At 68.4% G+C, this 25,610-nt stretch carries 23 protein-coding genes; 16 read left to right on the top strand and 7 right to left on the bottom strand.

What is annotated here, in order from left to right; genetic code table 11:
- Positions 1–345 precede the first annotated feature (345 nt).
- Positions 346–645, top strand: coding sequence for a DUF3579 domain-containing protein (locus AC1Z3O_RS02020; protein WP_483513099.1), 300 nt, complete (start codon positions 346–348; stop codon positions 643–645).
- Positions 646–871: 226 nt separating this feature from the next.
- Here the strand turns inward: AC1Z3O_RS02020 and rpsT are convergent, their stop codons facing one another.
- Positions 872–1,138, bottom strand: a complete 267-nt coding sequence (rpsT, locus tag AC1Z3O_RS02015; protein ID WP_071015234.1) for a 30S ribosomal protein S20 — start codon at positions 1,136–1,138, stop codon at positions 872–874.
- 381 nt (positions 1,139–1,519) lie between these two features.
- On the opposite strand from rpsT, the gene murJ reads away from it, so the two are divergent.
- Both murJ and AC1Z3O_RS02005 read left to right on the top strand, forming a co-directional pair.
- On the top strand, positions 1,520–3,070 hold the full coding sequence (gene murJ, locus AC1Z3O_RS02010) for a murein biosynthesis integral membrane protein MurJ (RefSeq protein ID WP_483513097.1): 1,551 nt from the start codon (positions 1,520–1,522) through the stop codon (positions 3,068–3,070).
- Positions 3,071–3,151: 81 nt separating this feature from the next.
- A complete protein-coding gene (locus tag AC1Z3O_RS02005; RefSeq protein ID WP_483513096.1) occupies positions 3,152–4,000 on the top strand; it encodes a SirB1 family protein in 849 nt (282 codons plus the stop codon).
- 96 nt (positions 4,001–4,096) lie between these two features.
- Here the strand turns inward: AC1Z3O_RS02005 and AC1Z3O_RS02000 are convergent, their stop codons facing one another.
- Positions 4,097–4,735 carry a VTT domain-containing protein gene (locus AC1Z3O_RS02000; RefSeq protein ID WP_483517497.1) on the bottom strand — a complete coding sequence of 213 codons (639 nt, stop codon included), beginning with the start codon at positions 4,733–4,735 and terminating at the stop codon, positions 4,097–4,099.
- Positions 4,736–4,948: 213 nt separating this feature from the next.
- Here AC1Z3O_RS02000 and mutL point away from each other — a divergent pair, with 213 nt between their 5' ends.
- The 3 genes from mutL to AC1Z3O_RS01985 all read left to right on the top strand — a co-directional run bounded on the left by mutL (position 4,949) and on the right by AC1Z3O_RS01985 (position 8,631).
- Positions 4,949–6,952, top strand: a complete 2,004-nt coding sequence (gene mutL, locus AC1Z3O_RS01995) for a DNA mismatch repair endonuclease MutL (RefSeq protein WP_483513095.1) — start codon at positions 4,949–4,951, stop codon at positions 6,950–6,952.
- Positions 6,953–7,032: 80 nt separating this feature from the next.
- Complete coding sequence (gene miaA, locus AC1Z3O_RS01990; RefSeq protein ID WP_483513094.1) at positions 7,033–7,986, top strand: tRNA (adenosine(37)-N6)-dimethylallyltransferase MiaA; 954 nt, start codon at positions 7,033–7,035, stop codon at positions 7,984–7,986.
- A 120-nt stretch (positions 7,987–8,106) separates the two neighbouring features.
- Positions 8,107–8,631, top strand: a complete 525-nt coding sequence (locus AC1Z3O_RS01985) for an N-acetyltransferase family protein (protein ID WP_483513092.1) — start codon at positions 8,107–8,109, stop codon at positions 8,629–8,631.
- 120 nt (positions 8,632–8,751) lie between these two features.
- Here the strand turns inward: AC1Z3O_RS01985 and purM are convergent, their stop codons facing one another.
- Positions 8,752–9,804 carry a phosphoribosylformylglycinamidine cyclo-ligase gene (purM, locus tag AC1Z3O_RS01980; protein ID WP_483513090.1) on the bottom strand — a complete coding sequence of 351 codons (1,053 nt, stop codon included), beginning with the start codon at positions 9,802–9,804 and terminating at the stop codon, positions 8,752–8,754.
- Between the two features lie 177 nt (positions 9,805–9,981).
- Between purM and AC1Z3O_RS01975 the strand changes: the two genes are divergently transcribed.
- From AC1Z3O_RS01975 to AC1Z3O_RS01935, 9 genes are all read left to right on the top strand, one after another.
- On the top strand, positions 9,982–11,052 hold the full coding sequence (locus AC1Z3O_RS01975; protein WP_483513089.1) for an AI-2E family transporter: 1,071 nt from the start codon (positions 9,982–9,984) through the stop codon (positions 11,050–11,052).
- A gap of 30 nt (positions 11,053–11,082) precedes the next feature.
- A complete protein-coding gene (gene hda / locus AC1Z3O_RS01970) occupies positions 11,083–11,790 on the top strand; it encodes a DnaA regulatory inactivator Hda (RefSeq protein ID WP_483513087.1) in 708 nt (235 codons plus the stop codon).
- Positions 11,791–11,844: 54 nt separating this feature from the next.
- Positions 11,845–12,519 (top strand): histidinol-phosphatase, encoded by a 675-nt coding sequence (locus AC1Z3O_RS01965; protein WP_483513085.1) that lies wholly within the window; start codon positions 11,845–11,847, stop codon positions 12,517–12,519.
- 1 nt (position 12,520) lies between these two features.
- Positions 12,521–14,017, top strand: a complete 1,497-nt coding sequence (gene pcnB / locus AC1Z3O_RS01960) for a polynucleotide adenylyltransferase PcnB (protein ID WP_483513084.1) — start codon at positions 12,521–12,523, stop codon at positions 14,015–14,017.
- Positions 14,014–14,541 (top strand): 2-amino-4-hydroxy-6-hydroxymethyldihydropteridine diphosphokinase, encoded by a 528-nt coding sequence (gene folK, locus AC1Z3O_RS01955; protein ID WP_483513082.1) that lies wholly within the window; start codon positions 14,014–14,016, stop codon positions 14,539–14,541. The genes pcnB and folK overlap by 4 nt, the downstream gene beginning before the upstream one ends.
- A gap of 49 nt (positions 14,542–14,590) precedes the next feature.
- The gene (locus tag AC1Z3O_RS01950; RefSeq protein ID WP_483513080.1) at positions 14,591–15,244 is read left to right on the top strand and encodes a deoxynucleoside kinase; all 654 of its coding nucleotides are present in this window, start codon (positions 14,591–14,593) and stop codon (positions 15,242–15,244) included.
- A gap of 133 nt (positions 15,245–15,377) precedes the next feature.
- Complete coding sequence (gene panB, locus AC1Z3O_RS01945; RefSeq protein ID WP_483513079.1) at positions 15,378–16,199, top strand: 3-methyl-2-oxobutanoate hydroxymethyltransferase; 822 nt, start codon at positions 15,378–15,380, stop codon at positions 16,197–16,199.
- 71 nt (positions 16,200–16,270) lie between these two features.
- The gene (locus AC1Z3O_RS01940; protein WP_483513077.1) at positions 16,271–16,402 is read left to right on the top strand and encodes a hypothetical protein; all 132 of its coding nucleotides are present in this window, start codon (positions 16,271–16,273) and stop codon (positions 16,400–16,402) included.
- Positions 16,403–16,475: 73 nt separating this feature from the next.
- Positions 16,476–17,360 carry a universal stress protein gene (locus AC1Z3O_RS01935; RefSeq protein WP_483513075.1) on the top strand — a complete coding sequence of 295 codons (885 nt, stop codon included), beginning with the start codon at positions 16,476–16,478 and terminating at the stop codon, positions 17,358–17,360.
- Between the two features lie 84 nt (positions 17,361–17,444).
- Here AC1Z3O_RS01935 and AC1Z3O_RS01930 read toward each other — a convergent pair whose 3' ends face one another.
- From AC1Z3O_RS01930 to AC1Z3O_RS01915, 4 genes are all read right to left on the bottom strand, one after another.
- Complete coding sequence (locus tag AC1Z3O_RS01930; RefSeq protein ID WP_483513074.1) at positions 17,445–19,313, bottom strand: chorismate-binding protein; 1,869 nt, start codon at positions 19,311–19,313, stop codon at positions 17,445–17,447.
- Between the two features lie 590 nt (positions 19,314–19,903).
- A complete protein-coding gene (gene dnaJ / locus AC1Z3O_RS01925) occupies positions 19,904–21,043 on the bottom strand; it encodes a molecular chaperone DnaJ (protein ID WP_483513072.1) in 1,140 nt (379 codons plus the stop codon).
- Between the two features lie 173 nt (positions 21,044–21,216).
- Positions 21,217–23,157 carry a molecular chaperone DnaK gene (dnaK, locus tag AC1Z3O_RS01920; protein WP_483513071.1) on the bottom strand — a complete coding sequence of 647 codons (1,941 nt, stop codon included), beginning with the start codon at positions 23,155–23,157 and terminating at the stop codon, positions 21,217–21,219.
- A gap of 198 nt (positions 23,158–23,355) precedes the next feature.
- On the bottom strand, positions 23,356–23,904 hold the full coding sequence (locus tag AC1Z3O_RS01915) for a cob(I)yrinic acid a,c-diamide adenosyltransferase (protein ID WP_483513070.1): 549 nt from the start codon (positions 23,902–23,904) through the stop codon (positions 23,356–23,358).
- Between the two features lie 215 nt (positions 23,905–24,119).
- On the opposite strand from AC1Z3O_RS01915, the gene AC1Z3O_RS01910 reads away from it, so the two are divergent.
- Positions 24,120–25,523: an FAD-binding oxidoreductase gene (locus tag AC1Z3O_RS01910; protein ID WP_483513069.1), complete on the top strand. Its 1,404-nt coding sequence runs from the start codon at positions 24,120–24,122 to the stop codon at positions 25,521–25,523.
- Positions 25,524–25,610 lie beyond the last annotated feature (87 nt).

Raw genomic sequence — 25,610 nt, 5'->3', positions numbered from 1 at the left:
CCAGGCGCGTCGCGGAGCCGCCTTTCGCGTCGCTTGCGCAATTTAACTGTAAGAATCATAAGGGATTATTTTCCCTTTGGCGAGTCCGTGCGGACCCCGATCCGGCGTCCGCATCCGCCCCGCCCTTATGCGCAGGTCTTATATAAGATATAATACTCGCTGATTCACGCGGGGCCCGGCATACCGATGCCTACGCCCGCCGCAGGCATCAAAAGTGCCCCCGCAAAGCACCGACGCCCCGCTGACCGGCGGAATGAAGCGAACCAAAGCTTGCCCGCCGCGTCGAAGAAGGCGCCCGTGCCTACGGGTCTAACGCCGAGTCACCCTCCAGTCTGCAGTCGTCTCATGACCCCCAACGTTCGCGAATTTTTCATCCAAGGCATTACCAAGGAAGGCAAGACCTTCCGCCCGAGCGACTGGGCAGAACGACTGTGCGGCGTGATGGCGCAGTTCCGCCCCGAAGGCGACACCGGCGACCCCCGCCTGACCTACTCCCCCTATGTGCGCCCCGTGATCGCCGGCGGCATCAAGAGCGTGGTGGTCGACGTGCGGCTCAGGGAGATCGAGCCCAAGGCGCTGGATTTCGTGCTGAACTTCGCGCGCGACAACAGCCTGCAACTGGTCGAAGCCTGCTCGCTCGACTGACGGGCCGGACAGGCCGAGCGGCCCGAATGGTTGCCCCCGCGCCCGAGGACCGACCGGGCGGCAATCGAAACGAGAAATGGAAATGGAAGCAGCGGCAAACAGGCCGCAGGAAATGAAAAAGCCCGTCGCATGACGGGCTTTTTGCTTGGCTAGGCCCTCGGAAGGAGGGCCCGCCAACCCGTGCAGCCTTGGCCGCACAGGTAGGTGCCTAACTTAGGTGCCTAACTTAGGCAGCCATCGACTTGATGGCGGCCGACAGGCGCGACTTGTGGCGTGCAGCCTTGTTCTTGTGCACGATCTTCTTGTCGGCGATGCTGTCGATCACAGCTTGCGAGTTCTTGAAGATCTCAGCAGCAGCTGCCTTGTCGCCGGTGGCGATGGCCTTGCGAACGGCCTTCACAGCGGTGCGCAGACGCGAGCGCAGGCTGGAGTTGTGAGCGTTTTGGGCGACGGCTTGGCGCGCGCGCTTGCGGGCTTGTGCGGAATTTGCCATTTACGTAGATTTCCTGAATTCAGATGCGTGCCCCGGGGACACAGCCAAAAATGCACATAAGCGGCCCGGGATGCACGGTAAAGCACAGACAACCGAATCCGGAACGCAACTGTCCTTGTGAATCGGCGATTATACACACACGCCAGGACAGATTGCAAGGACAAATCCCAACGCGCGGCAACAGGCGGAGCCGCGCACATCCGATCCGTATAATATGCGCCACACCGACGCGTGGCGCCACTGCAACTTTGGCCCGCCTGGGCCGTCTGACCCCTGGTCCGGCGGCCTGGCCACAGGCCCGCCGGTACAAGCCAACCCGATTCCGCACCGACGCCGCGCCTTCCCGGCCCCGCGCCGGCGCCTTGCTCGCTCCAGTCCATCTTGAACCTGCTCAAAGCGCTCGCCACCATCAGCAGCCTGACCATGCTCTCGCGCATCACGGGCCTGATACGTGAGATCCTCATTGCACGCGCCTTCGGGGCCTCGGACATGACCGATGCCTTCAACGTCGCCTTCCGCATCCCCAACCTGCTGCGCCGCATCTTCGGAGAGGGCGCGTTCTCGCAGGCCTTCGTGCCCATCCTGGGCGAGTACCACAGCAAGCGCGGCGACGTCGAGACGGGGCGCCTGATCGACGCCGTCGGCACGGTGATGGCCTGGGTGCTCATGGGCGTCTCGCTGCTGGGCGTGATCGGCGCCCCGGTAGTGATGACGGTGGTGGCGACCGGCTTCCGCGGGGAGAGCGAGACCTATACCGCCGCCGTCTTCATGACGCGCGTGATGTTTCCGTATATCGGGCTGATCTCGCTGGTGGCGCTCGCCTCGGGCATTCTCAACACCTGGCGGCGCTTCGCGGTGCCGGCCTTCACGCCGGTGCTGCTCAACCTGTGCCTGATCTTCGCAGCGCTGTTCGTCGGCCCGCATATGCGCGAGCCGATCTACGCCCAGGCCTGGGGCGTACTGGTGGGCGGCATCCTGCAACTGGCGATCCAGATCCCCGCGCTGAAGCAACTGGGGATGATGCCGCGTCTCCATGTGAACGTGCGCGAGGCCTGGTCCGATCCCGGCGTGCGGCGCATCCTGACGCAGATGGTGCCGGCGCTGGCGGCGGTCTCGGTGGCGCAGATCAGCCTGATCATCAATACCAACATCGCCTCGCGGCTGGCGGCGGGCAGCGTGTCATACCTCACCTATGCCGACCGCCTGATGGAATTCCCGACCGCCCTGCTCGGCGTGGCGCTAGGGACGATTCTGCTGCCCAGCCTGTCCAAGGCCAGTGCCGAGGCCAACTACGACGAGTACTCCGGCCTGCTCGACTGGGGGCTACGCCTGACCTTCCTGCTCGCCCTGCCCTGTGCGGTCGGCCTGTTCGTATTCGGCACCCCGCTGACGGCGGTGCTGTTCAACTATGGCAAGTTCAACGGCCATGCGGTGGAGATGACCCGCCAGGCGCTGGTCGCCTACGGCACGGGGCTGCTGGGCCTGATCCTGATCAAGATCCTGGCGCCGGGCTTCTACGCGCGCCAGGATATCCGCACCCCGGTCAAGATCGCCGTGGCCGTGCTGGTCATCACCCAGCTGGCCAACCTCGTCTTCGTCCCGCAGTTCGCCCACGCCGGCCTGGCGCTGTCGATCAGCCTGGGTGCCACCCTCAACGCGCTGATGCTCTTCTTCGGCCTGCGCCGGCGCGGCCTCTACAAGCCGGCACCGGGCTGGAGCCTGTTCCTCGCGCAACTGCTGGCCGCCGTGACGCTGCTGGCCGGCCTGCTGCTGTGGTGCGCGCGCAGCTTCGACTGGGTGGGCCTGGGAAGCACGCCGCTGCTGCGCGTCGCCCTGCTGGCTTCGTGCCTGGTACTTGCGGCGGTCGTCTACTTCGGTACACTGTGGCTCATGGGGCTGAGATATACCGCGTTCAAGCGGAAAGCCGGCTAGGGTCAAGTCGCCAACGCGCCCGGTGCGCCTGCCATCGCGCCATCCTTGGCGCGGCAGGTCACGCCGCTTCAGGAACCCGACATGAGCACCACGAAAGTCCTGGATTACTTCGCCAGCCTCGTGGCTGACGACGGCGGCATCCCGCTGACCGAGACGGCCCTGTCCATTGCCCAGGATGCCTACCCCGACCTCGACCTGCAAAGTGAGCTGGCCGCGCTGGACTTGCTGGCGCTGCGGCTCAAGCGACGGATTGCCGAGGGCACGCCGGCCATCCAGCGCCTGCGCCTGCTCAACCATTTCTTCTACCGCGACCTCGGTTTCACCGCCAACGCGAACGACTACTACAACCCCGACAATTCCTACCTGAACGTCGTCATCAAGCAGCGGCGCGGCATCCCGATTTCGCTGGCGGTACTGTATATGGAACTCGGGCAGCAGATCGGCCTGCCACTCAAGGGCGTGTCGTTCCCCAACCATTTCCTGGTCAGGATGTCGATCCCGGCAGGCGAGGTGGTGCTGGACCCGCTGACGGGCGAGACGCTGTCGAAGGAACAGTTGCAGGAAATGCTGGACCCATACCTCGAGCAGGAAGGCATCCGCGATCCCGCTGAGGTGCCGCTGGGGCTCTTCCTGCAGACGGCCAGCCATCGCGAGATCATCGCGCGCATGCTGCGCAACCTGAAGGCCATCTATCTACAGGAGTCGCGCTGGCAGCGGCTGCTGGCGGTGCAGAACCGGCTGGTGATCCTGCTGCCCGGCTCGATCGAGGAAGTGCGCGACCGCGGCCTCGCCTATGCCAACCTGGAGTGCTTCCGCCCGGCACTGGCCGACCTGGAAGCCTATGTGACGGCGCGGCCCGATGCCGCCGACAGCACCCAGATCCGCGACCGCATGCCGGCACTGCGGCTGATGAGCCGCAGCCTGAACTGAAGACTGAGTCCAAACCCCAAAAGCAAACGGGCCGCGCAAGCGGCCCGTTGTCCATCCCCGTTGTCCATCCGGGCCGCACGCGGCGGCCGCACAGGATCAGCGCTGCGCGCCCGACGCGTCGCCGCGCCCGCCCCGCACCAGCTTCCACAGGCCGCCCAGCACCAGCGGCACCACGGCCGCCCCGATGCCGGCCAGCACGATCAGGTTCAGGTACTGCTTGATGAAAGGCAGGTTGCCGAAGAAATAGCCGGCGAACACCAGGCCGAGCACCCAGCCGGCCGCGCCGATCACATTGAACATCTGGAAGCGGCCGACGCTCATCTGCGACACACCCGCCACGAAGGGCGCGAAGGTGCGCACGATGGGCACGAAGCGCGCCATCACCAGCGTCTTGCCACCGTGGCGCTCGTAGAAATCATGGGTACGGCGCAGCGCCTTCTGGTCGAGAAAGCGCCAGTGCATGTCGAACACCTTGGGGCCGATCCAGCTGCCGATCATGTAGTTGAGGGTGTTGCCGCCGATGGCCGCCACCAGCAGCAGCGCGATCAGCGCCCATTCGTTCATCGCCCCGGTGGCGCAGAAGGCGCCGGCGATGAACAGCAGCGAATCGCCCGGCAGGAAGGGGACCACCACCAGGCCCGTCTCGACAAAGACGATCAGGAACAGCAGGGCGTAGACCCATGATCCGTACTGCTGGATGACGGTACCCAGATACTTGTCGACGTGCAGCAGCATGTCGATCATCTGCAATGCGATATCCAATTCGATCCCCGTTCTGAATTCTGAAAATTCTGAAATTAGCCTCACATCATACAAGAGAGAGCTTGCAGTTCTCCCCTCGATCCGCAATTTGCAGTGTGGCCATGGGCACGTTGGGCACGTTGGGCACGTTGGGCACCTTGGACACGTCGGGCACGTTGGCCCATGCGCCGCACGTATAATCCGCCCATGCCTGCTTCCGCCACACGCACCGCGCAGCCGACGCGCCCGATCCGTCCCCTGCCCGACCAGCTGATCAGCCAGATCGCCGCCGGCGAGGTGGTCGAACGGCCGGCCTCCGTGGTCAAGGAACTGCTCGAGAACGCACTCGACGCCGGCGCCAGCCAGCTTTCCATCCGGCTGGAGGAAGGCGGCGTGCGACGCATCGTCATTACCGACAACGGCTGCGGCATCCCCGCCGCCGAACTGCCGGTGGCACTGATGCGCCATGCCACCAGCAAGATCGCCTCGCTCGACGAACTGGAAGCGGTGCTGACCCTGGGCTTCCGCGGCGAGGCGCTGGCCTCGATTGCATCGGTCTCGCACCTCACGCTGACCAGCCGCACCGCAGCGGAGCCACACGCCACCCAGGTCAGCGCCGAAAGCGGCGCACTGCAACCCGCCTCCGGCGGCGTCGGCACCACGGTGGACGTGCAGCACCTGTACTTCAACACGCCAGCGCGCAGAAAGTTCCTCAAGTCCGAGCAAACCGAGCTGGGCCACTGCCTGGAGATGGTACGCCGTGTGGCGCTGGCGCGCCCCGACGTGACGATTTCCGTCCACCACAACGGCAAGCCGATGGAGCACTGGAACGGGGGCGACGTGGCCAGCCGCACCGGCCAGGTGCTGGGCGGCGACTTCGCCCGGGCGCGCTTGCCGCTCGACGAAGAGGCCGGCACCCTGCATCTCTATGGCTTCGCCGGGCTGCCGACGGCCTCGCGCGGCCGCCCGGACCAGCAGTTCTTCTTCGTCAACGGCCGCTTCGTGCGCGACAAGCTGCTGACGCACGCGGTGCGCAGCGCCTACCAGGACGTGCTGCACGGGGATCGCTTCCCCTCCTACGTGCTGTGCCTGGACCTGCCGCCCGAAATGGTGGACGTCAATGTCCACCCCTCCAAGATCGAGGTGCGCTTCCGCGAGTCGCGGGCCGTGCATCAGTTCGTCTACCACGCGGTGCAGCGCTGCCTGGCGCGCCAGGCCGGCGAGCAGGGCGACAGCCTGCACAGCGACGCAGGTGACACGGGTGACGCGGGGCTCGCTGGCGGCCGGCCCGCCGGGCTCCCGGCGGGCGCAGGGCAGGCGCGCGGCAGCCAGTGGGTCGACTACACCGCGGCGGCCCGGCAGACCACGCTGGGCATCGAGCAGCCCCGCCAGGCCTATCTGGGCATGGTGCGCGACGCCATGGCGCCGGCGCGCACGGGCGGTGCCGGGCCCGCATACGGATCGCCACCCCCGGTACCCTTCGCACCTTCCGCCACACCCCCGGCCTGGCTGGCCGATGCGCAGGCGGCGCGCGAAAGCGACCCGCCAGGCCTGCTGGACGCGCTAGCGGCCCGCCCCGAGGGCGCCGGCATGCGCGCCGCGGCCGACGACGCAGAAGAAAGCGGCGGCCCGCCGCTCGGCTTCGCGCTGGCCCAGCTGCACGGCATCTACGTGCTGGCACAGAATGCGCGGGGGTTGGTGCTGGTCGACATGCACGCCGCCCACGAACGCATTCTCTACGAGCAGATCAAGACCGCGCTGGACACACGCGAGCTGGCCGTCCAGCCCCTGCTGATCCCCGTCACGCTGCCGGCCAGCCCGGTCGAGATCGGCGCCGCCGAGGAGCACCAGGAAACGCTGGCGCTGCTGGGCTTCGACATCGCGCCGGTGTCGCCGACCACGCTGGCCGTGCGTGCCATCCCCGCTCTGCTCAAGCAGGCCGATGCGGAGGCCCTGGCGCGCGACGTGCTGCGCGACCTGCAGTCCTACGGCGGTTCGCGCGTGCTGGCCGAGCGCCGCAACGAACTGCTGGCCACCCTGGCCTGCCACAGTGCGGTGCGCGCCAACCGCAAGCTGACACTGGAAGAAATGAACGCACTGCTGCGCCAGATGGAGCAGACCGAGCGCGCCGACCAGTGCAACCACGGGCGTCCGACCTGGGTGCAGCTGTCAGTAGGCGAACTCGACCGGCTCTTCCTGCGCGGGCAGTAAGCCTCGCGGCCGCCTGCCAGCCGCACCAAGGCCGCCGTTCCAATCTCATCCGCACCACCGATTCACCTGTCCGCCGTCCCATGTCCGTCACCACGCCAAACCCGGTCGTCTGCCTGCTCGGCCCCACCGCCTCCGGCAAGACCGCTGCCGCCCTGGCGCTGGCCGCGCGCGCGCCGGTCGAGATCATCAGCCTGGACTCGGCCCTGGTCTACCGCGAAATGGACATCGGCACGGCCAAGCCGACGGCGGACGAGCTGGCCGCGGTGCCGCACCACCTGATCGACATCATCGACCCGGCCGACAGCTATTCGGCGGCCCAGTTCGTCACCGATGCCGAGCGCCTGATCGGCGAGATCCGCGCGCGCGGCCGCGAGCCGCTGATCGTCGGCGGCACCATGCTGTACTACAAGGCGCTCACGCAGGGCCTGAACGACCTGCCCCAGGCCGACGCGGGCGTGCGCGCGGAGATCGACGCGCTGGCCGCCGAGCGGGGCTGGCCCGCGCTGCACGCCATGCTGGCCGTGGTGGATCCGGTCACGGCGGCGCGGCTGGCACCCAACGACTCGCAGCGCATCCAGCGCGCGCTGGAGATCCACCGCCTCACCGGACAAGCGATGTCGGCCCTGCTGGCACGCCAGGCCGAAGGCCGCACCTTTGCCGGCAGCGCCGGCACGCGCTTCCGCGTGATCGCGCTGGAACCGGCGGACCGCGCCGTGCTGCACGCGCGCATCGCCGCGCGCTTCGATGCCATGCTGGCCGGCGGCCTGATCGAGGAGGTGGAACGGCTGCGCGCGCGCGGCGACCTCCATCCGGGCCTGCCCTCGATCCGCTGCGTGGGCTACCGCCAGGCCTGGGAATACCTGGACGGCGAGTGCGACCGCGCCACCATGCGTGAGCGCGGCATCGCCGCCACCCGCCAGCTCTGCAAGCGCCAGCTCACCTGGCTGCGCAGCACGCCCGAGCGCCTGGTGGTGGACTGCCTGGCGCCCGACTATGTGCGCCAGGTGGCAACGCTGGCCGGCCTGGGCGGCTGAATCGGGCCCAATTGGGGCCACAGCGGGGGCCACAGCAGGAGCCACAGCAGCCGGCCGGGCGACGAAGAAAGTGATGATCAGGCGATAATCCTGTTCTCCCCGCCTGATCCCGACACTGCCATGACCTCAGCAACCCAAGCAACGTTCACGCTGCGCCCCGCCACCGCCGCCGACTGCGGCACCCTGGTCCGCCTGATCTCGGCGCTGGCCGAATACGAGAAGCTGAGCCACCTGGTCGAAGCCACGCCGGCCAAGCTGGAGCAGGCCCTGTTCGGCCCGCGCGCCCATGCCGAGGCCGTGCTGGTCGACGCAGCCACGCCCGAGGGCAGCCGCAGTGTGGGTTTCGCCCTGTACTTCCACAACTTCTCCACCTTCCTGGCCAAGCCTGGCCTGTACCTGGAGGACCTGTTCGTCGAGCCCGCCTGGCGCGGCCACGGCCTCGGCAAGCGGCTGCTCAAGCACCTCGCGGCGCTGGCGCTGGAGCGCGGCTGCGGCCGTTTCGAATGGAGCGTGCTGGACTGGAATACGCCCTCGATCGACTTCTATCGGGCGATGGGGGCCGACGTGATGCCGGACTGGCGCATCTGCCGCGTGACCGGCGAGGCGCTGGCGCAGCTGGGCACCCCGGAACCCGGGGCAAGCTGAGGCACCGCAATCCGGCCGGCCGCGGGCCGAAAAAAAAGCCCGCAGGCCTTGGCGTGCGGGCTTCTCTCAATTTGCTTACAGCGTGGCTACAGCGGGCGCCGGCGTGGCGCCCGACGCCGGTCAGACCACCACGGTCTGCGCCTGGCCTTCCTCGCGCTCGCGGATCTCACCGATCTGCCACACCGCCTCGCCGGCGGCCTGCAGGTGGCGGATGGCGCGGTCGGCGTCGTCCTTGGCCACGATCACGACCATGCCGATGCCGCAGTTGAAGACGCGGTGCATCTCGGCGTCGGCCACCTGGCCCTGGGCCTGCAGCCACTGGAACAGCGGCGGCAGGGTCCAGGCGTCGCGTTGCAGCACGGCGGTCAGGTTCTGCCCCAGCACGCGCGGCACGTTCTCGGTAAGGCCACCGCCGGTGATGTGGGCCATGCCCTTGACCGGCAGCGTCTCCATCAGCGACAGCAGCGGCTTCACGTAGATGCGGGTGGGCGCCATGATGGCGTCCTGCAAGCGCTGACCGTGGAAGTCGGCGTTCAGGTCGGGCTTGGCGACCTCGATGATCTTGCGCACCAGCGAATAGCCGTTGGAATGCGCGCCCGACGATGCCAGGCCCAGCACCACATCGCCCGGGGCGATGGTGGTGCCGTCGATGATCTTGCTCTTCTCGACCGCGCCGACGGCGAAACCGGCCAGGTCGTACTCGCCGTCCGGGTACATGCTCGGCATCTCGGCGGTCTCGCCGCCGATCAGCGCGCAGCCGGCCAGTTCGCAGCCGCGGGCGATGCCCTGGATCACGGTGGCGGCGGTGTCGACGTCCAGCTTGCCGCAGGCGAAGTAGTCGAGGAAGAACAGCGGCTCTGCGCCCTGCACCAGGATGTCGTTGACGCTCATGGCCACCAGATCCTGGCCCACGGTGTCGTGGCGCTGCAGCTGGAAGGCCAGCTTGAGCTTGGTGCCCACGCCGTCGGTGCCGGACACCAGCACCGGCTCGCGGAACTTCTTCGACAGCTCGAACAGGGCGCCGAACCCGCCGATGCCAGCCATCACGCCTTCGCGCATGGTGCGCTTGGCGAACGGCTTGATGCGGTCGACCAGCGCGTCGCCGGCGTCGATGTCAACACCGGCGTCGCGGTAGGAAAGGCCTGCCTGGCCGGAGGTCGGAGTTGCGCTCATGAGAATCTGCTTGTCTTTGAGGAATTGAGAAGTGCGGAAGCCGAAGTGCGGAAACCGGCATGCGCGCCGCGCCGCCAGGTCGGTTGGCGGCCGCGAGTCCAGTAGAATCGTAATTTTAACGGATACAGGCTCCCGGCTTCCAGTTTCCGGCATGAAGGCCGCCGCAACCACTTCCCGATGAACGCTCCCCTGCTGTCGCAAGAAGCCAAGCGCATCCTGCTCTGGGTGGTGCTGGCCGCCGTGCTGTTCGCGGCCATCGTGGCACTGGCGCCGGTGCTCACCCCCTTCTTGTTCGCCTTCATCTTCGCCTACATCCTGAATCCGGGTGTGGACTGGATGGAACGCCATCGCGTGCCCCGCCCCATCGGCACCGCGCTGATGATCCTGTTGCTGCTGGTGATCTGCGTGCTGCTGTCGCTGCTGCTGGTGGCCGTGCTGCAGCGTGAGGTACCGCAGTTGCGCGACCAATTGCCGGCGCTGCTCAAGAAGCTCAACGCCGTGGTGGCACCGCGCCTGGCCGAGATCGGCGTGCGCGTGCGCTTCGATTTCCCCGGGCTGCGCCACATGCTGTCCGAGCGCTTCGCCGCCAGCCCGGAGGACATGTTCGACACGGTGCTGACCTACCTGAAGGTGTCCGGCTCGGCGCTGATCACAGTGGCGGGCACCCTGTTCATCGTGCCGATCGCCATGTTCTACCTGTTGATGGACTGGCACCGACTGATGCGGCGCATCGAGAACGTGGTGCCGCGGCGCTGGGTGCCCAAGGTGCGCGAGCTGAGCAACGAGACCGACGCCCTGCTGTCGCAATACCTGCGCGGCCAGATCCTGGTGATGCTGATCCTGGCGGCGCTCTATTCGATCGGGCTGACCATCGCCGGCTTCGAGATCGGCATACCGGTGGGCGTCTTCACCGGCCTGGCCGTCTTTATCCCCTATATCGGCTTCGGCATGGGGCTGGCGCTGGCCGTGGTGGCCGCGCTGCTGCAGTTCGGCAACTGGTACGGGCTGGCGGCGGTGGCGGTGGTCTACGGCATCGGCCAGTGCATAGAGGGCTTCTACCTGACGCCGCGCCTGGTCGGCGAGCGCATCGGGCTGCACCCGCTGGTGGTGATCTTCGCCCTGCTCGCCTTCGGCCAGCTCTTCGGCTTCTTCGGCGTGCTGCTGGCGCTGCCCACCTGCGCCGTGCTGCTGGTCGGCGCCAGGCAGATCCGGCGCGTTTATCTGGCTAGCGATCTCTACCGCAAATAGGCGCGCATGCAGGAAAGTAACGGATACATCATGTTCCAGCGTCCCAAGCAGCTATCGCTCGAACTCGGCAGCCCACCGCCGTCCACCTTCGAGAACTTCTTCGTGGCAGCCAACCGCGAGCCGGTGCAGCGCCTGCGCGAACTGCCGTCCGCCCTGGCCCAGGAGCGCGCCAGCGACCGGCTGATCTACCTGTGGGGCGAGGCCGGCTCCGGGCGCACCCACCTGCTGCATGCGCTCTGCGATTCTGCCCTGCAGGCCGGCATGCGCTGCCGCTACCTGAGCCCGCACCACGCCCTGTCCGACTTCATCTTCGACCCGGACTGCCAGCTCTATACCGTGGACGACGTCGAGGTGCTGGACGAGGCGCGCCAGGTGGCGGTGTTCTCCCTGTACAACGAAGTGCGCGCCTATGCCCGTACCGCCCTGGTGGTGGCAGGCGGCGCGGCGCCCCGTGCCATGCCGGTGCGCGAAGACCTGCGCACGCGGCTGGGCTGGGGCCTGGTCTACCAGCTCGCCTCGCTGTCCGACGAGGACAAGATGGCCGCGCTGCTGCAGGCGGCGCGCGAGCGTGGCCTGCAGCTATCGCCGGAAATCCCGCATTGGCTGGTCACGCGCCACTACCGTGACATGCCGAGCCTGATGGCGCTGCTCGATGCCCTCGACACGTACTCGCTGGAGCGCAAGCGCGCGGTCACGCTGCCGCTGCTGCGCGAGATGTTCGCCGAGTTCCGTGAATGACGGCCACCGGCCGCTTCCGACCGCCTCCACCGGCTTAATGTAAAATCGCCGCCCATGAATCTGGCACTGTTTGACCTCGACCACACCCTGCTTCCGACCGACAGCGACCACGAATGGGGCCGCTTCCTGGTGCGCCTCGGCGCGGTCGATGAGGAAACCTATCGCCGCAAGAACGACGAGTTCTACGGGCAATACAAGGCAGGCACCCTGGACATCCAGGCCTTCCTGCGCTTCGCGCTGGCACCGCTGGCGGCCAACCCGCGCGCGCGGCTGGAAGAGTGGCGCAACCGCTTCATGCACGAGGTGATCGAGCCGGTCATCACGCCGCAGGCGCGCGCGCTGGTCTACAAGCACCTGGAGGCCGGCGACCTGTGCGCCGTGGTCACCGCCACCAACAGCTTCGTCACCGCGCCGATCGCGTCCGCCTTCGGCATCGAGCACCTGATCGCGACCGAGCCGGCCACCGCCAACGGCAATCCCGACGGCCAGTTCACCGGCGACGTGGCCGGCGTGCCGAGCTTCCGCGAGGGCAAGATCACGCGCGTCGAGAGCTGGCTCGCGGGCATGGGCACGAACTGGGACGCCTTCGAAACCACGACCTTCTATAGCGACTCGGCGAACGACCTGCCGCTGCTGGAGAAGGTCAGCGAACCGGTCGCCGCCAACCCGGACGACCGCCTGCGCCACCACGCCGCCGCTGCTGGCTGGCGCATCATGGACCTGTTCTGACGTGATCAAGAAGCTCATCAACCGGCTGCTCGGCAAGCCGGGGCCGAAGCAGCGCCGCCTCGGCCGCGCCCATGCGCCGCGCATCATCATGGTCGAGGAGCACGGCATCAATCCCGCGCTGATCTCGCGCAACGCCGTCAAGGTCACCTCGACGCTGCAACAGGCCGGCTACCAGGCCTTCATCGTCGGCGGCGCGGTGCGCGACCTGCTGCTGGGCATCAAGCCCAAGGACTTCGACGTCGCCACCAATGCCACGCCCGAGCAGGTGCAGGCGCTGTTCCGCCGCTCGCGCATCATCGGCCGGCGCTTCCAGATCGTGCACGTGACCTTCTACGGCGGTCGCGAGCAGGAGATCATCGAGGTCTCCACCTTCCGCGCGCTGGTCGACGCGGTGGCCAGCGAGACCCTGCCCGAGGGGCGGCGCCTGAAGCGCGCCGAGCTCGACAGCAAGACGCACGCCATCGACGCCTCGGGCCGCGTGCTGCGCGACAACGTGTGGGGCACGCAGGCGGAAGACGCGGAACGCCGCGACTTCACCATCAACGCGATGTACTACGATCCGGCCGCGCAGACCGTGTACGACTACCACCACGGCATGGAAGACATGCGCGCACGCACGCTGCGCATGATCGGCGACCCGGTCACGCGCTACCGCGAGGATCCGGTGCGCATGCTGCGCGTGGTGCGTTTCGCGGCCAAGACCGGCTTCGACATCGACGAGTCCACGCGCCAGCCCATCGCCGGCCTGGCCTCGCTGATCCACAACGTGCCCAGCGCGCGCCTGTTCGACGAGATGCTCAAGCTGCTGATGTCCGGCCACGCCTGGGCCTCGCTGCAGGAGCTGCGCAAGGCCGGCCTGCACAAGGGCCTGCTGCCGCTGCTGGACGTCGCGCTGGAACAGCCGCTGGGCCAGCGCTTCGTGCAGCTCGCGCTGGATAATACCGACCGCCGCGTGCAGGCCGGCAAGCCGGTCTCGCCGGGCTTCCTGTTCGCCGCGCTGCTGTGGCATCACGTGCTGCAGCGCTGGACCGCGCTGCGCGAAGCCGGCGAGCACCCGATCGCAGCGCTCAACACCGCGATGGACGACGTGCTCGAGCGCCAGACCGGACAGCTCGCCATCCAGCGCCGCTTCGTCACCGACATGCGCGACATCTGGGGCATGCAGCCACGCTTCGAGAAGCGCGTGGGCCGCATGCCGTTCCGCCTGTTGGAATCGCCGCGCTTCCGCGCCGGCTTCGACTTCCTGCACCTGCGCTGCCAGTCGGGCGAACTGCCCGAAGAAATGGCCGACTGGTGGCAGTCCTTCCAGAACGCGGATTCCGACGGCCGCGAGGCACTGATCGAGTCCGCCCGCGGCGCGCGCGGCCAGGCCGCGGAGGGCGAGGGTGGCGCACGCAAGAAGCGCCGTCGGCGCGGTCCGCGGAAATCGGATAAAGTTTCCTCCCAGAGCGACTTGGAAGCGGGCGAAACCCGCAGCCAGCCGGAGGAATCGGAATGACACTTGCCTTTATCGGCATCGGCGCCAACCTGGGCGATGCCCGCCAGGCGCTGAAGGATGCCGTCGTGTGCCTGGCGCAGCAGGTCGGCATTACCGTGCTGGCGAGATCATCCCTCTATCGCACCGCGCCGGTCGACGCGCAGGGCGAGGACTACTACAACGCCGTGGTCAAGGTGGAGACCTCCTTCACCGCGGCGCAGCTGCTGCGCATCTGCCACCACATCGAAGACCAGTTCGGCCGCGAGCGCCCGTTCCACAACGCGCCGCGCACACTCGACCTGGACCTGCTTCTGTTCGGCAACGAACAGTACGATGAGGAACACCTGACCGTGCCGCACCCGCGCATGGCCGAACGCGCCTTCACGCTGGTGCCGCTGCTGGAGCTCGACCCCGAAGTGGTGATCCCCGGCCGGGGACGCGCGGCCGATCACCTGCCCGCGGTGTCCGCCCAGCGCATCGAGAAGGTGACCTCCTGCCGCTGCACGCGCCAGCAGCAGGGCCACCAGACCCGGCCCGCGCTCTGATCGCGACGCCAGTCCCGCACCGCACCGCCTGATCCAACGCGCTGCAAGCATGCTCGACCATCTGCGCCGCATCGTGGTGGAAGGCCCCATCGGGGCCGGCAAGGCCGCGCTTGCCCTGCGGCTCGCACACACGCTGCGCACGGGCACACTGCTCGACGACGCGCGCGACAATCCCTTTCTCGAACGCTTCTACCGCAATCGCGAGCGCTACGCGCTGCCGATGCAGCTCGCCTGCCTGAACCAGCGCGCCGCGCAGGCACAGCGGTGGCAGGAAGCGCTGCTGGCGGGCCAGCGCATGGTGTCGAACTGCCTGCACGCGCGCGACCGCCTCTACGCCGAGCTGAACCTGCCCGCCGACGAACTGGCGCTGTACGATGCGATGGCGGCCCGCATGACACCGGCGGCGCAGCGCGCCGACCTGGTCATCGTGTTGCAGGCCACGCCCGCGCTGCTGCACGAGCGCATCGCGCGGCGCACAGCTGCTCAAGGTAGACCCGGCGAGGCCGGCATCGACCTGGCCTACCTGGAGCGGCTGTGCGCCGCCTACGGCGACTTGTGCCACCGCTATGACGAGGCGCCGGTACTGATCGTGGACACCGCGCATTTCAATCCGGTGGACAATGACGTCGATTTCCGTACACTACTGACGCGCATCGAAACGATGCGCGGCCGCAAGGCTTTTCTCAATCTCGCTGCGCCCTGACAGGCCCCGGCTTGCCAGGTTCCTACGATAACGACAGCCTCCGTTGCCGGCAGGCGGCCATACGGACCGGAGCGCACCGCGCCCCGGCGGCCCCGACCCGCCGCACCGGCAATCGCTGCAGACAGGCCACGCCATGAGCTACCTCCTCGATCCCTCCCGCAAGACCGTCACCGTCCCCGCGCTGCAGGCGATGCGTGCCGCCGGCGACAAGATCGCCATGCTGACCGCCTATGATTCCAGCTTCGCCGCCCTGCTCGACTACTGCGGCGTCGAGGTGATCCTGGTAGGCGACTCGCTCGGCAACGTGATGCAGGGCCAGACGACCACGCTGCCCGTCACGCTCGAGCACATGGTCTACCACACCAGTTGCGCGGCACGCGGCAACCAGACCGCACTGCTGATGGCCGACCTGCCTTTCGGCACCTACCCGACGCCCGAGGCCGCCTTCGCCAGCGCCGCCGCGCTGATGCGCGCCGGGGCGCAGATGGTCAAGGTCGAGGGCGGCGAATGGCTGGCCCCGACCGTGAAGTTCCTGGTCGAGCGCAGCATTCCCGTGTGCGCCCACATCGGCCTGACGCCGCAGTCGGTGCATGCCTTCGGCGGCTTCAAGGTGCAGGGCAAGACCGATGCCGGTGCCGAGCAGCTCAAGCGCGACGCGGTCGCCCTGCAGGCCGCGGGCGCCCAGCTGGTCTTGATGGAAGCGGTGCCGGCCAAGCTGGCCGCCGAGGTCACGGCGATGCTCACCGTCCCCACCATCGGCATCGGCGCAGGCGCGGATTGCTCGGGCCAGGTGCTGGTGCTGCAGGACATGCTGAACATCTACCCGGGGCGCAAGGCCAAGTTCGTGCGCAACTTCATGGACGGCCAGACCTCGATCGAGGCGGCGGTGCGCGCTTACGTGGCCGCCGTCAAGGACGGCAGCTTCCCTGCCGTCGAGCACACCTTCTCGGCCTAAGTCGGGCCGGCGCGCTCGGCCAGTTTCCGTGGGAGCTGGCCGACGGCACCGGCCTGGAGCGGGCGCGCACGATGGCGCTCAATGCGGTGGTCATCTCGGTGGTCGCCGCGCAGAGGTTCTACCTGCTCGATCGCCGGCATATGCTGAATAGCATGGGTAGCCGCAAAGGCCTGCTGGTGTCCTGCGGCGCCGAACTTCTGTAGATCGTGATCCGGCGCCTGCCGCTCGGCCCTTGGCCGGCCGCCCGCAGGCTGCCCCCGAATCCGGGAGATGTCCGTGAATGCGCCCTCCGCCCCATCCCTCCCCCGCCGCCTGCTGCTGGCCACCGATCTCTCCGCCCGCAGCGACCGCGCGCTCGACCGCGCCGCCCAGCTCGCCGGGCAATGGCAGGCCGAGCTGATCGTCGGCCACGTGATCGATCCCGCCGCACATCCGGACCACGCCCTTGCCTGGGCCGCCGGCACCGGCGACGCGGACATGCTGCGCATCGCCCGCCAGCAGCTCCGCCGCGACCTGGCCGGGCTGCCGGTGCCGGCCGACATGCGGATCTCCAAGTCCAAGGACGTGGCAGCCGGGATCCGCGACATGGCTGATGCAGCCGGCGCCGACCTGGTCATCACCGGGGTGGCGCGCTACGAGCTGCTGGGGCGCTTCCTGCTGGGTTCCAGCGTCGAGCGGCTGGCGCGCAGCCTGCCGCAGCCGCTGCTGGTGGTGCGCAACCGCGCGCATGCGCCCTATCGCGAGATCGTGGTGGCCTGTGACTTCTCGCCCGCCTCGCGCGACGCGCTGCTGAGCGCCGCCCGGCTGTTCCCCGAGCAGGAGCTGACCGTCTTCCACACCTACCAGCAGCCTTATGCCGGCCTCACCGACGCCGCACCGCCGGCAGGCGGCGTCCCCCAGGCGGAGCAGGATGCCTATGACGCCTTCATCGCGGGCAGCGGCCTGCCCGCCGGAACCCGGGTCCGGCCGCTGATCCTGCACGGCGCGCTGGAGCTGCAGCTGACGCAGTACGTGCGCCGTCGGGAGGCCGACCTGGTGGTGATGGGCGCGCAGGGACGCAGCGCCCTCGCCAGCGCACTGCTGGGCAGCACGTCGGCACGGCTGCTCGACTGCCTGCCCTGCGACGCGCTGGTGGTGCACCGGCCGCTCGCGTCGGCCTGAGGCTGAGCCTGGGCCGCGCCTGGACCGGGAAGACTGCCAAGCCGGCGCGCCACGCCCGCCCGGCGACGGTCACCGCGCGCCGCTTCAGCCGGCTGGCTTGAGCCGCGCGCGCAGCACACCGCGCAGCGAGTTCACCGCCACCAGCGCCTGCGCGCGCGCCAGCATCTCCCGCGTGACCACGCCCTCGGCGGCGGGGCCGTCCAGCAGCGCATAGCCCTGCGCCAGCACCACCGCACGCATCACCCCGGGCAGGATGTCGGCGTCCAGCGGCGGGGTCAACCAGCGGCCGTCCACCTTCACGAAGATGCTGCTGCGCCCGCCTTCGAGCAGTTCGCCGCGCGTATTGAAGAAGAGGCGATCGAAGGCGCCGCCGCGCTCGGCGTCCTGCCAGCCTGCATCGTAGACCGCGCGCGCGCTGGTCTTGTGGCGGCGCAGCGGATCGGTGTCCGGCAGCGGCTCGGATGCCCGGTCGAGCCAGACGCAGTCTTCGGGCTGGGCCAGTGGCGCCAGCGGCCCGCTGGCCACTTGCAGCGCCCCCGCCTTGTCCAGTGCGAGCCGCACGCGCCATTCGCCCGCGCCCAGGCGCGCGGCCTCGCCGGCGGCGGCACTCTCGGCCGCCGCTGTGTCGAAGGCGAAGCCGAAGCATGCCGCGGAAGCGGCCAGGCGCGCCAGATGGCGGTCCAGGCGCTGGCACTGCCCAGCGCTGGCGCGCAGCGTCTCGAACAAGGTGAAGCCCGGGTCGAGCGCGGTCAGGAAGCGCGCTTTCCAGCCGCACTCCGCAAACTCGTCGGCGGCCACGCTGTCATGCACGATGCCGCCGCCGACCCCCATCTCCCCGGGGCGCGTGCCATCCGCAGCGAGCGCGCCGAGCACCAGCGTGCGGATCGCCACCGACAGGGTGAAGGGACCCATCTGCCGGCCGGCTGCCGGCGGGTCGATCCAGCCGATCGATCCGGTATAAAGGCCGCGCGGCGCGGCTTCCAGTTCGGCGATGATCTGCATGGTGCGGCGCTTGGGCGCGCCGGTGATCGAGCCGCAGGGAAAGAGCGCGTCCAGCATGGCGGCCGGCGTGATGCCGGCGCGCGCGCGCGCGGTGACGGTGGAGGTCATCTGCAGCACGCGGCCGAAGGGCTGCACGGTGAAGCGGTCCGGCACCGCCACGCTGCCGGGCTGGGCGATGCGGCCCAGGTCGTTGCGCAGCAGGTCGACGATCATCACGTTCTCGGCGCGGTTCTTCTCATCCGCGGCCAGGGCGGCGGCGGCGGCGGCATCGCTGGCGGCATCGGCACCACGCGGCGCGGTGCCCTTCATCGGCCGCGCCAGCAGCCCTCCGGCGCCGTCATGGCTGACGAAAAGCTCGGGCGACAGCGACAGCACCCAGCCATCGCCGGGCAGGTGCGCGAGCGTGCCATAAGGCACCGGCTGGGCCGCACGCAGTGCCGCGTAGAGCGCCACGGGCGCGCCGAATGCGGCGAAGCGCAGGCGCTGGGTGTAGTTGACCTGGTAGGTATCGCCCGCCTCGATCCACTGGTGGATGCGCGCGATGGCGGCCTCGAACGCCTCACGCGAGGTGTCCGACGCGACCTGCATCACCCCTGCCGGGCCACCGCCCGTCGGCTGATGGCCTGCCAGCCAGCCGGCCACCGCCGCCGCGTCCAGCCGTTGCAGCGCGCGGAACCACAGCAGGCGCAGCGCGCCATCGTGGAACGGCAAGGCCTCGCCGCAATGCACCGGCGCGCCGACCAGCGGCCCGCCGAATTCGTAGGGCGCGAACAGCACCGCCTGCCAGCCTTGGCGCCAGCCTTCGGCCAGCAACGTATCCAGCGCCCCGATGCCGGCCTGTCCGCCTGCCGCATCCAGCCTGTCTTCGCGGACAAAGCCGGTGTACAGGCGCGAGGTCGCCACGCCCGGGGCGGCGCTGGCATCGTCGAGCAGCACGAAAGGCTCGGACATGGGCACGGAGGGATGGGAGGAAAGCGGGGGGACTGCCACTGTGGAGAGGAATGAGGAGAAAGAGGCGCCGCGCCATGCGGCGGGGAGCCGCCATTATCGCGCCAAGCGGCGGCAGGCGGGAAAGACCATGGGCTCCGGCGCGGATTGCCACGTACCGGGCACGGAAACAGGTCCACGCGCCGCTTGATGGTGCCTCGGTGGTGGCACCGGGCGCGTCGCTTCGGCCAAGCGCCCGCCCTCTCCCCCAGCCCCTCTCCCGCAAGCGGGAGAGGGGAGCAAACCGGCGCGGCGCGAATCTCATTGCGCCTGCCGAAGCCGCCAGGATGCGCCAACGGCGTGGGCAAAGCACGAGGTCTTGGCTCCCTCTCCCCTCATGGGGAGAGGGGTGGTCTAGCAAGGCACCCCGCAAAGACGAAGCCGCCGGTGTGGTCCAACACACCAGGGCAAAGACGAAGCCTTCGGTGTTGTCCAACGCGTCACCTCCAGCCATCGCCCGTCGCCCCCATGCCTCCCGGCTGAAAAAAAATGGCCGCGCTTGCGCGCGGCCACCTTCATCGAGGCATCGCCTCTGCCCATTCCTCCCAGCTGAATCAGCTGAAGAAGTTCTTCACCTTGTCCAGCCAGGATTGCTCCTGCGGGCTGTGGCGCGAACCGCCCTCGTGCACCGAGCGGTCGAACTGGCGCAGCATTTCCTTCTGGCCCTCGGTCAGCTTGACCGGCGTCTCCACATTGACGTGCACGTAGAGGTCGCCCGGATAGCCGGAACGCACGCCCTTGATGCCCTTGCCGCGCAGGCGGAAGGTCTTGCCCGCCTGGGTGCCCTCGGGCACCGGGAAGGAGGCCTTGCCGCCCAGCGTGGGCACCTCCAGGTCGCCGCCCAGCGCCGCGGTGGCGAAGGAGATCGGCATCTGGCAGTGCAGGTCGTCGCCATCGCGTTCGAACACGGCGTGCTGCTTGATATGGACCTCCACATACAGGTCGCCCGGGGGGCCGCCGTTGATGCCCGGCTCGCCGTTGCCCGAGGAGCGGATGCGCATGCCCTCGTCGATGCCGGCCGGGATCTTGACCTCCAGCGTCTTCTGCGACTTCAGCTTGCCCTGGCCATGGCACTTGCTGCACGGCTTGGGAATGAACTTGCCGCTGCCGTGGCACTTCGGGCAGGTCTGCTGCATGCTGAAGAAGCCCTGCGACACGCGCACCTGGCCCACGCCGTTACAGGTCGGGCAGGTCTCGACGTGGCTGCCCGGCTCGGCGCCGTCGCCGTGGCAGCGGTCGCATTCGTCCCAGTGGGGCACGCGGATCTGCGCCTCGTGGCCGTGCGCGGCCTGCTCCAGCGAGATCTCCATGCTGTAGCGCAGGTCGGCGCCGCGATAGACCTGCGGCCCGCCGCCGCGACGGCCGCCGCCGGCGCCGCCCTGGCCGAAGATGTCGCCGAAGATGTCGCCGAAGGCCTCGGCGAAGCCGCCATAGCCCTGGCCGCCACCGAAGCCGCCCGCCATATTGGGGTCGACGCCGGCATGGCCGTACTGGTCGTAGGCCGCCTTCTTTTCCGGATCCGAGAGCATCTCGTAGGCCTCCTTGGCCTCCTTGAACTTATCCTCGGCATCCTTGCTGTCCGGATTGCGGTCCGGGTGGTACTTCATCGCGAGCTTGCGATAGGCCTTCTTGATCTCGTCGTCGCTCGCGTTCTTACCCACCCCGAGCACTTCGTAGTAGTCACGTTTTGCCATGGTGGCTGCTTACCTGAGTGGCCGGGTACGCATGGCGCGCGCACCGGGCGAATAGCAAAAAAGCCGAGCGAGGCATCCGACGGCGGTCACCCGCTTGGTCCGATGTCCGTCGCCCGGCGTCGGGACGGGGCGCGGCGGGGGCGCACTGCCCGCGCCGCACCCCGCTGTCCCGCTTACTTCTTGTCGTTGACTTCCTTGAACTCGGCATCCACGACGTTGTCGTCCTGCGGCTGCGCCTGCTGCTGCGCACCGCCGGCCGCACCGGCAGCGCCGGCTTCGCCGGCCTTGGCCTGCATGTCGGCGTAGACCTTCTCGCCCAGCTTCTGGCTGGCTTCCGACAGGGCGTTGATCTTGGCCTCGATGTCGGCCTTGTCGCCGCCGCGCACCGCGTCTTCCAGCGCCTTGACGGCCGCCTCGATCTTCTCCTTCTCGCCGGCTTCCAGCTTGTCGCCGTATTCGGTGACCGCCTTCTTGGTCGAGTGGATCAGCGCATCGGCCTGGTTGCGGGCATCAGCCAGCTCGCGGGCCTTCTTGTCTTCCTCGGCGTTGGCCTCGGCGTCCTTGACCATGCGTTGGATCTCGTCTTCCGACAGGCCCGAGTTCGCCTTGATGGTGATCCGGTTTTCCTTGCCGGTGGCCTTGTCCTTGGCGCCCACGTGCAGGATGCCGTTGGCGTCGATGTCGAAGGACACCTCGATCTGCGGCGTGCCGCGCGGCGACGGCGGGATGCCCTCGAGGTTGAACTCGCCCAGCAGCTTGTTGCCGGAGGCCATCTCGCGCTCGCCCTGGAAGACCTTGATGGTCACCGCGGGCTGGTTGTCGTCGGCGGTCGAGAACACCTGCGCGTGCTTGGTCGGGATCGTGGTGTTCTTGCTGATCATCTTGGTCATCACGCCGCCCAGCGTCTCGATGCCCAGCGACAGCGGGCTCACGTCCAGCAGCAGCACGTCCTTGCGGTCGCCCGACAGCACCGAGCCCTGGATCGCGGCGCCGACGGCCACGGCCTCGTCAGGGTTCACGTCCTTGCGCGCTTCCTTGCCGAAGAACTCCTTGACCTGCTCCTGCACCTTGGGCATGCGGGTCATGCCGCCGACCAGGATCACGTCGTCGATGTCGCTGACCTTGACGCCGGCGTCCTTGATCGCGATGCGGCAAGGCTCGATGGTGCGCGTGATCAGTTCCTCGACCAGCGCTTCCAGCTTGGCGCGGGTGATCTTCAGGTTCAAGTGCTTCGGACCCGAGGCATCGGCCGTGATGTACGGCAGGTTGATCTCGGTCTGTTGCGAGCTCGACAGTTCGATCTTGGCCTTCTCGGCCGCTTCCTTCAGGCGCTGCAGCGCGAGCACGTCCTTGGACAGGTCGACGCCCTGCTCCTTCTTGAACTCACCGATGATGTAGTCGATGATGCGCTGGTCGAAGTCCTCGCCGCCGAGGAAGGTGTCGCCGTTGGTCGACAGCACTTCGAACTGCTTCTCGCCGTCCACGTCCGCGATCTCGATGATCGAGATGTCGAAGGTGCCGCCGCCGAGGTCATACACGGCGATCTTGCGGTCGCCCTTCTCGTTCTTGTCCAGGCCGAAGGCCAGCGCGGCCGCGGTCGGCTCGTTGATGATGCGCTTGACGTCCAGGCCCGCGATGCGGCCGGCGTCCTTGGTGGCCTGGCGCTGGCTGTCGTTGAAGTAGGCCGGCACGGTGATGACCGCTTCGGTCACCGGCTCACCGAGGTAGTCCTCGGCGGTCTTCTTCATCTTGCGCAGCACTTCGGCGGAAACCTGCGGCGGCGCCAGCTTCTGGTCGCGCGCCGACACCCATGCGTCGCCGTTGTCGGCCTTGACGATGGAGTACGGCATCAGGCCGATGTCCTTCTGCACTTCCTTTTCTTCGAACTTGCGGCCGATCAGGCGCTTCACCGCGTACAGGGTGTTGCGCGGATTGGTGACCGCCTGGCGCTTGGCGGGCGCACCCACCAGGATCTCGCCGTCTTCCATGTAGGCGATGATCGAAGGCGTGGTGCGGGTGCCTTCCGAGTTCTCGATGACCTTGGGGGTGTTGCCCTCCAGGATCGACACGCAGCTATTGGTGGTACCGAGGTCGATACCGATGATCTTACCCATTTATTCTCTCCTCTTGAGCCGTCGCTATGCGCGGGCTGCAATTCAACCTGAGGCCGAAATTGTGGCGTCCAGGGGCATTTCAAGGGCGCGAACCGCTTTTCCGAGTAATTTTCTCGACTTCTCGCAGGCCAACGGCAGTTTCTCGCCCGGCTTGAGCCGGGCCGGCGCCCTCGGCGCGAAAAGAGCCTAAAGAAACACTTATTCGCGGGCCCGCTGCCACATCACATCGCTGCCGCCGCCGGCGCGGTTCAGCACCCTGGCCAGCACGAAGAGCAGGTCGGACAGGCGGTTCAGGTATTGGCGCGGCGCCTCGTTGAGCGCCTCGGCGGCGCCCAGGGCCACCAGGCTGCGCTCCGCGCGCCGGCACACGGCGCGGCAGACGTGGGCCTGGGCGGCGGCCCGGCTGCCGCCGGGCAGGATGAATTCGGCCAGGCGCGGCAGATCGGCGTTGTAGTGCGCCAGCCAGTCGTCGAGCTGCGCCACCTGGGCAGGCTTGAGCAGCGTGTAGCCCGGGATGCACAGTTCGCCGCCCAGGTCGAACAGGTCATGCTGCACATGCAGCATCGCCGCGCGTACCGGCTCGGGCAGGTCTTCGGTCAGCAGCAGGCCCAATTGCGAGTTCAGCTCGTCGACATCGCCGATGGCGGCGATGCGCAGGCTGTCCTTGCCTGTGCGGCTGCCGTCGCCCAGGCCGGTGCTGCCGTCGTCCCCGGTACGGGTGACGATTTTGCTCAGGCGCTTGCCCATGTGATCTCCCGGGTTATCACTGCGCTCGAAAACGGAACATTATGGCGCCCTTTCATCGGCCGGAGCAGGCCCCTTCGGGCTGCGCCCATGGCGTACGGGCCCCGCGGCGTAAAATAACGGAAATTGCACATTCGAAACCGGGCCCGCCCACGCCCGCCCGCGCCTGCCGGCCCCGGGCCGGCCAGGGGCCAGGACCGGGCCCGCCGGAGACACGCATGAACCACCCCACCCCGCACCGCCCGCTGCCGCCGGTGGTCGTCGCAGCCCTGCAGGCCCGTTTTGGCGAACGCTTCACCACCTCGCCCGGAGTGCGCGAGCACCACGGCCGCGACGAGTCGCCCTTCCCGCCCGCGCTGCCGGACGCCGTGGTCTTCGCCCGCAGCACCGAGGAAGTGGCCGAGGTGGCGCGGCTGTGCAACGAACACGAGGTACCGCTGATCGCCTACGGCGCCGGCTCCTCGCTGGAAGGCCACCTGCTGGCCGTGGCCGGCGGCATCAGCCTGGACCTGTCGCAGATGAACCGCGTGCTGGCAGTGCAGGCCGAGGACCTGACCGTCACGGTGCAGCCGGGCGTGACGCGCAAGCAGCTGAATCAGGAAATCAAGGAGACCGGGCTCTTCTTCCCCATCGACCCGGGCGCCGACGCCTCACTGGGCGGCATGTGCGCCACGCGCGCCTCGGGGACCAATGCGGTGCGCTACGGCACCATGCGCGAGAACGTGCTGGCGCTGACCGTGGTGACGGCCGACGGGCGCGTGATCAAGACCGGCACCCACGCCCGCAAGTCCTCCGCGGGCTACGACCTGACCCGGCTCTTCGTCGGCAGCGAAGGCACGCTGGGCATCCTCACCGAGATCACCGTGCGCCTCTATCCGCAGCCCGAGGCGATCTCGGCAGCGGTGTGCGCCTTCCCCAGCATGCGCAGCGCCGTGCAGGCCGTGATCGAGACCATCCAGCTCGGCGTGCCGGTGGCGCGCGTGGAATTCGTCGATCCGCTGGCCATCCGCGCCATCAACCGGCACGACAAGCTGACGCTGCCGGAAATGCCGCACCTGTTCTTCGAGTTCCACGGCAGCGAGGCCGGCGTGCGCGAGCAGGCCGAGACGGTGCAGCAGATCGCCGCCGACCACGGCGGCCAGGGCTTCGAGTGGGCGACCCGCCCCGAAGACCGCAGCCGGCTCTGGAACGCGCGCCACAACGCCTACTTCGCCATGCTGCAGCTCAAGCCGGGCTGCCGCGCGGTGACCACCGACGTGTGCGTGCCGATCTCGCGCCTGGCCGACTGCGTGGGCGAGACCGAGCGCGACCTGAAGGCGTCCTCCCTGCCCAGCCCCATCGTCGGCCACGTGGGCGACGGCAATTTCCACGTGGTGATCCTGGTCGATCCGGACCAGCCGCAGGAGATGGAAGAGGCCGAGACGCTGAACCGGCGCATCGTCGAGCGCGCGCTGGCCATGGGCGGCACCTGCACCGGCGAGCACGGCGTGGGCCTGCACAAGATGGACTTCCTGGTGCGCGAGCATGGCGAGGATGCGCTGGACCTGATGCGCGCGATCAAGACGGCGCTGGATCCCAAGCACATCCTGAACCCGGGCAAGATCTTCCGCCCGGCGCGTTGAATGCGCCCTGCCGCCGGCCCATGGCATCGCGGTTCAAACGCGTTGCTGCCGCGGCACCGGCTCTGGTAGAAAGCCTCTCGCCCGCCC

It is taken from the genome of Cupriavidus sp. 09_S30, from assembly GCF_056930435.1.
This window is presented reverse-complemented; position numbering and strand designations above follow the sequence as displayed.

Bases quoted from the DNA above. Each gene is read 5' to 3' on its own strand.
- AC1Z3O_RS02020 (WP_483513099.1), top strand. From the start codon at position 346: ATGACCCCCAACGTTCGCGAATTTTTCATCCAAGGCATTACCAAGGAA.
- rpsT (WP_071015234.1), bottom strand. From the start codon at position 1,138: ATGGCAAATTCCGCACAAGCCCGCAAGCGCGCGCGCCAAGCCGTCGCC.
- AC1Z3O_RS02005 (WP_483513096.1), top strand. From the start codon at position 3,152: ATGAGCACCACGAAAGTCCTGGATTACTTCGCCAGCCTCGTGGCTGAC.
- AC1Z3O_RS02000 (WP_483517497.1), bottom strand. From the start codon at position 4,735: ATGCTGCTGCACGTCGACAAGTATCTGGGTACCGTCATCCAGCAGTAC.
- mutL (WP_483513095.1), top strand. From the start codon at position 4,949: ATGCCTGCTTCCGCCACACGCACCGCGCAGCCGACGCGCCCGATCCGT.
- miaA (WP_483513094.1), top strand. From the start codon at position 7,033: ATGTCCGTCACCACGCCAAACCCGGTCGTCTGCCTGCTCGGCCCCACC.
- AC1Z3O_RS01985 (WP_483513092.1), top strand. From the start codon at position 8,107: ATGACCTCAGCAACCCAAGCAACGTTCACGCTGCGCCCCGCCACCGCC.
- purM (WP_483513090.1), bottom strand. From the start codon at position 9,804: ATGAGCGCAACTCCGACCTCCGGCCAGGCAGGCCTTTCCTACCGCGAC.
- AC1Z3O_RS01975 (WP_483513089.1), top strand. From the start codon at position 9,982: ATGAACGCTCCCCTGCTGTCGCAAGAAGCCAAGCGCATCCTGCTCTGG.
- hda (WP_483513087.1), top strand. From the start codon at position 11,083: ATGTTCCAGCGTCCCAAGCAGCTATCGCTCGAACTCGGCAGCCCACCG.
- AC1Z3O_RS01965 (WP_483513085.1), top strand. From the start codon at position 11,845: ATGAATCTGGCACTGTTTGACCTCGACCACACCCTGCTTCCGACCGAC.
- folK (WP_483513082.1), top strand. From the start codon at position 14,014: ATGACACTTGCCTTTATCGGCATCGGCGCCAACCTGGGCGATGCCCGC.
- AC1Z3O_RS01950 (WP_483513080.1), top strand. From the start codon at position 14,591: ATGCTCGACCATCTGCGCCGCATCGTGGTGGAAGGCCCCATCGGGGCC.
- panB (WP_483513079.1), top strand. From the start codon at position 15,378: ATGAGCTACCTCCTCGATCCCTCCCGCAAGACCGTCACCGTCCCCGCG.
- AC1Z3O_RS01940 (WP_483513077.1), top strand. From the start codon at position 16,271: ATGGCGCTCAATGCGGTGGTCATCTCGGTGGTCGCCGCGCAGAGGTTC.
- AC1Z3O_RS01930 (WP_483513074.1), bottom strand. From the start codon at position 19,313: ATGTCCGAGCCTTTCGTGCTGCTCGACGATGCCAGCGCCGCCCCGGGC.
- dnaJ (WP_483513072.1), bottom strand. From the start codon at position 21,043: ATGGCAAAACGTGACTACTACGAAGTGCTCGGGGTGGGTAAGAACGCG.
- dnaK (WP_483513071.1), bottom strand. From the start codon at position 23,157: ATGGGTAAGATCATCGGTATCGACCTCGGTACCACCAATAGCTGCGTG.
- AC1Z3O_RS01915 (WP_483513070.1), bottom strand. From the start codon at position 23,904: ATGGGCAAGCGCCTGAGCAAAATCGTCACCCGTACCGGGGACGACGGC.
- AC1Z3O_RS01910 (WP_483513069.1), top strand. From the start codon at position 24,120: ATGAACCACCCCACCCCGCACCGCCCGCTGCCGCCGGTGGTCGTCGCA.